Genomic DNA, 4,524 nt, shown 5'->3' with positions numbered 1-4,524 from the left:
ACGGTGACGCGATCGCACGGGTCCGGAGTTGCCCCTTCGCACGGCCGTCGCCGACGGGCCCCTGGTCTCTGGACCAGGGGCCCGTCGGCCTGCGTCGAACAGAGGGTCACGGACCCGGCGCAGGAAACAGCCCCCTTCGGACGCGCGGTCCTCCACTCTATGAACTATTCCTCAGGCAATTACTACACTGAGATAACTATTGACTCGTGAAATATTGAGGACGATACTGATTACATCAGGTTAAGAAGCGGCCGATCATGGAGCTGGCCGCCCGGAGGATCGGACAATCCGGTGAGCACGACATTCGAACCCGCAATTCGGTGGGAACGACGATCAACCATCGCGGCAGACGACGGGGTTCCGCTCGTGACCCGCGAGTACGGCCCCGAAGCGGCACCGTTGACCGTCATCTTTGCGCACGGTCACTGTCTGAACATGCAATCGTGGGAGCTGCAACGCTCCTTCCTTCAGTGCACCTTCGGCTCAGAGATCCGGCTGGTCTTCTACGACCAGCGCGGCCATGGCGAGTCCGGGCCCGCAGCGCCCGACACGATGACGATCGAGCAACTCGGCCAGGATCTCGACTCCGTCATTCGTGCGGTGGGGGGCAGTGCACCGATTGCATTGGTAGGGCACTCCATGGGCGGGATGAGCATCCTCAGCTGGGCCCGTCAGCACCCGGAAAAGATCGGGTTTCCCGTGGTCGCCGCGGGCCTCATCGCGACTGCCGCAAGCGAGCTCACCGGGTCCGGTATCGCTCGTAGCCTGAGTAATCCGCTGGTACTCGCGGCCACGACCGTTGCCCGGCACGCTCCGTGGATTCTGGGTGCCGGACGTGTCGTCGCCGGGAAAGCGTGCGAACGCGTAGTGCGGCACGCAGCCTACGGTCGGGCCCCGATCCACCCGCGTCTGATTACCTGCGCCAACACGTTGATCAACGACACCGCATCCGCGACCATTCTCGGATTCCTTCCCGCCTTCGTGCATCTGGACGAAACGGCAGGAGTGAAGGCACTCGCACCGATCCCGACGATGGTGCTGTGTGGGTCAGGGGACCTGATGACACCGTATACGCATTCACAGAACATTGCGGAACAGCTACCGCTCTCGGAACTGGTGCCCGTCCCAGACGCCGGACACATGGTGCTCCGCGAGCGAGCACCCGTCGTGTCCGAGGCTATCGTCAGACTGCTCACACGCGTTCGGGCCGCGCGGGAGCCGTACACGCCCGCCGCTGTCGAGCCCGCTTCCGTCGGGGCCTGAGGCCTGGACGGACACATACCGGGAACTGCCGGTGGACCTGGGCGTCTTTCGACGAATCGACGTGCCCAGCCCGTCGCACCGCGCCGCCGTGGGATGGGGTTCGCCGGCGCCACGACCGGCGAGCTGTCGACGAGGGGCGTGGGCGGTTCGGGGGTAGCTTCGAGCACGCAAATCTTGCTCTGGTGTATTTTTTAGCCGTGAACTTCTTTCTCGTCGTAGACTGCATCCATGCTGCTTCGAGGATCACATGACTGCTGAGGTTTCGACGGCGGGTTCGGACTCAATCGGCGACGACGGTGTCGATCGGGTTGAGCAGGCATGGGCGCGTGAACGACCGGACATCGACGTCAGTTCCGTGGGAATAGTGACCAGGATCTGGCGCATTGCACGGCATTTGGAGCGCGAACGTGTCGAGCGTCTGGCCGAACTCGGCACCGACAGGGTCACGCTCGATGTCCTCGCGATGCTGCGGCGTGCCGGAAAGCCGTATCGGATGACGGCAGGTCGCCTCTCCGAGGCGGCGCTGATTACTCCCGGGGGGATCTCGAACCGGCTGGACAAGCTCGAGCGCAGCGGACTGGTCAAGCGGAGCTTTCATCCGAAAGACCGTCGTCGGGTGGATGTGCAATTGACGAGGAAGGGTGTCAAGCTCGTCGATGAGGTCGTCTCCGACATCATGGATCACGAGTCTCGGCTCTTGGAGATCCTGGCCGGCGACGACCAGGCGGAGCTTCGGCGGCTCCTCAAGATCCTCCTGGCTCAGTTCGAGGATCCTGCGGTGGGGCTGGAGACCGACTGAGCCGGTTCCTCGGGGCCTGAGCCGAGCGCGGTTCGGCGCAGCACGTCCATCCCGACGCTGCCGACGGCCAGAGCTCGGTCGTGAGATTGCCGGAGATCCGATTCAGGGTTGCGCCGGAGATAGTCGGCGCGCAGTTGCTGCCATAGCCGCTGACCCACGGCGTATGACGGAGCTTGGCCGGCCCATCCCAGGTACCGGTCGTGTTCGTGTCGCCGACTGATCTCGTCCAGTACGCAACGCTCGGCCAGGAACCGCCACGCCTTGCCAGGGTCCCAGATGCCTCCGCCCAGACAACTCGGGGCGGGCAGTTCGCAGTGCAGACCGATATCGATCACCACCCGTGCGGCGCGCAGACGTTGTGACTGGAACAGTCCCATACGGTCAGCCGGGTCGTCCAGCAGACCGAGGTCGACCGCCAGCGTCTCGGCGTACAGAGCCCAGCCCTCCCCGTGCCCGGAGGTGAAGTTCGCCAGGCGGCGCCATCGATTGAGCTCATCGCCTCGCGCCATGGCGGTATCGACCTGCGGGGATGGGCCCGGGACGCCTTCATGGAACATACGGGACGTTTCGTGCCAGGGCTGAAAATGGTCGATCCGGCAGGTACCGACCACCACATGCGTCCCGGGCGAGTCAGTTCTTCGTCGGGGCCCTCCCCCACTCGTGCGTCTCATCCAGGTCGATCCTGGTCCCGATGAAACTTCGCGACCTCAGTCGGTACACGTCCTTGCCGACACTCTCTGTTGTTCCCGGGTGGGGGACGAACTCGGATTCGAGGACCTCCGCGAGTGCGAGATAGGACCGGGATGCCGCGGGCCGCCTTTGACGAGGTCGCGCCAAAGGGGAATCCCCCGTCCGGTCCCCCGTGGATCAGGCCGTCGAAAGCGACGGGCGGTGAATAGTCGGTCACCTGGTCGTCGAAGCCGTGTACCCCGATGCGGGTCGCCTCCACCAGGTCCAATTCGCAGCACGCGATCAGGTAGTTCTCTGCGATCCGGTCGACGAGTGTGGGAGTCCGGGTGAGGGTGGGCGCTTGCGGAGTCTCAATGGTGTCCGGGCTGCACCGGCCTGGCGAGTCAGGTATCGGTCACGGTGCCGCCACGACCTCAGCGTCGAGCCGTGCGAACGCGTCGGTTTCGATGTCCCCGTGCACGTGCGCGGGGGCCAGTCCGTGCTTGGTGTAGCGATCGATGTAGGTCGCAACCGTTCCCGCAGCGGACGAATGGGTCGGGTGCCGGCGCAGGTGCAGCTCGACCACGCCGAGCAGAAGCTGTGCGGCGTCCCGGAGTACCGGGTCGTTGAGTCCGTCACGCGCGGCCGTCACCCAGAGGTCCTGCGTATCCGGGAGCAGGTCGATCAGTTCCGCGGCAACTCGGTCTTCCATTGCGGTCGAGGCGACGAGGACCGCGGCGGAGCGGCAATCCGGCTCCAACGCATCGATCATCCGGAACTCTAGCCAGCCGCGAGGCCGGATCGGCGGAAACAGTGTGGTCAGGTGGTAGCGCAGATCGTCCTCGGTCGGCCAGCCTGCCGGGTGCCCTGTTGTCATCCAGTCGGCGAACGTCAACCCGGGCGGAACGCTCGTGCCCAGATCGCCGCCGCGGATGAAGAACACATCTGCCGCGAGAGCATATTGCGCCCAATCCGTTCCGGGTTGATCACTCACCGGGACCGGTGCCGTTCGCCCGGGGTCGATCCCATTCCAGATCGCCTGCCGTACCGATTGCCAACGCTGCCCATCGGGGCCGATCCCGGGAGAATTCGCGAAGGCCGCGACGAGGACCGGGCCCATCTTGTTCGCCAGTACCCAGCGCAGGTTCCTGCCGTCGGGATGGTGGCTGATGTTGATCTGCACCGATGCGGTGTTCGTCATCATCCATGTTCCTTCCCGGCCGCGGTGCGCGTAGAAGCTCTCCATCGCCCGATACCGGGGCAGGTCCAGGATCCGGTGCGGGGGACGGCGGTCGTCCACTGCGAGGTCGGTCGGAATCAACCCATGCGCTCGTAGCCGATGGTGGAGAATCACGGCGTCTTCGTTGATTGCGCTTAGCGTGGCCGGCCCCGATTCGAGCGGCGGACCAGACAGTTCGACCTGCCCCCCGGGCTCGATCGTGATGTGGCTGCTGTTCGGCAGAGGACGGTTCATGACCGGCAGGAAGTCGGCCGGTTCGGGGCGTGAGAGGCTGCCTCGCTTGTGCACTGGCCACTCAATTTCGACGCCGACGAGGTCGGCGCCACCGGGCTCGAATGCTTCGCGGGCGACCGCGTATGCCCTCTGGATCGTCAATGTTGGGTGAGAACTGGTCATGTCACCAGGTCCTTTCGTCGTCGATACTATAGCTGGAAAACATTTCACGTCGAAACAATTGACGAGCAAGAGATATCTTCATACTATGGAGTGAAGCACATCACAACAAGCCCCAGTTTGTGTCGCTCGACACTTCGCAAAACTGTCTTCTACCAGG

General features: G+C 64.3%; 5 protein-coding genes. 2 read left to right on the top strand and 3 right to left on the bottom strand.

Translation table 11 applies throughout. From position 1 onward, the window contains the following. Nucleotides 1–291: 291 nt before the first annotated feature. Both RJ1_RS44440 and RJ1_RS44435 read left to right on the top strand, forming a co-directional pair. Nucleotides 292–1,263 carry an alpha/beta fold hydrolase gene (locus tag RJ1_RS44440; RefSeq protein WP_073371063.1) on the top strand — a complete coding sequence of 324 codons (972 nt, stop codon included), beginning with the start codon at nt 292–294 and terminating at the stop codon, nt 1,261–1,263. A 247-nt stretch (nt 1,264–1,510) separates the two neighbouring features. Beyond that, nucleotides 1,511–2,062 carry a MarR family winged helix-turn-helix transcriptional regulator gene (locus tag RJ1_RS44435; protein WP_005241111.1) on the top strand — a complete coding sequence of 184 codons (552 nt, stop codon included), beginning with the start codon at nt 1,511–1,513 and terminating at the stop codon, nt 2,060–2,062. Here the strand turns inward: RJ1_RS44435 and RJ1_RS44430 are convergent. The 3 genes from RJ1_RS44430 to RJ1_RS44425 form a co-directional block, all read right to left on the bottom strand. After that, nucleotides 2,023–2,733 carry a DUF885 domain-containing protein gene (locus RJ1_RS44430; RefSeq protein WP_338049605.1) on the bottom strand — a complete coding sequence of 237 codons (711 nt, stop codon included), beginning with the start codon at nt 2,731–2,733 and terminating at the stop codon, nt 2,023–2,025. The two genes, RJ1_RS44435 and RJ1_RS44430, sit on opposite strands and share 40 nt — an antisense overlap. Further along, nucleotides 2,693–2,899: a DUF885 family protein gene (locus RJ1_RS49530; protein WP_162850410.1), complete on the bottom strand. Its 207-nt coding sequence runs from the start codon at nt 2,897–2,899 to the stop codon at nt 2,693–2,695. Before RJ1_RS49530 ends, RJ1_RS44430 begins: the two co-directional genes overlap by 41 nt. Nucleotides 2,900–3,146: 247 nt before the next feature. Then, nucleotides 3,147–4,367, bottom strand: a complete 1,221-nt coding sequence (locus RJ1_RS44425; RefSeq protein WP_240320069.1) for a glutamate-cysteine ligase family protein — start codon at nt 4,365–4,367, stop codon at nt 3,147–3,149. Nucleotides 4,368–4,524: the final 157 nt, after the last annotated feature.

The organism is Rhodococcus jostii NBRC 16295 (genome assembly GCF_001894825.1).
Classification (GTDB): Bacteria; Actinomycetota; Actinomycetes; order Mycobacteriales; family Mycobacteriaceae; genus Rhodococcus_F; species Rhodococcus_F jostii.
Note: the sequence above shows the minus strand (reverse complement) of the source record. Positions and strands in the feature narration are given on the sequence as shown.

Coding starts and splice junctions, on each gene's coding strand:
- RJ1_RS44435 (WP_005241111.1), top strand. CDS start 1,511: ATGACTGCTGAGGTTTCGACGGCGGGTTCGGACTCAATCGGCGACGAC.
- RJ1_RS44430 (WP_338049605.1), bottom strand. CDS start 2,733: ATGAGACGCACGAGTGGGGGAGGGCCCCGACGAAGAACTGACTCGCCC.
- RJ1_RS44425 (WP_240320069.1), bottom strand. CDS start 4,367: ATGACCAGTTCTCACCCAACATTGACGATCCAGAGGGCATACGCGGTC.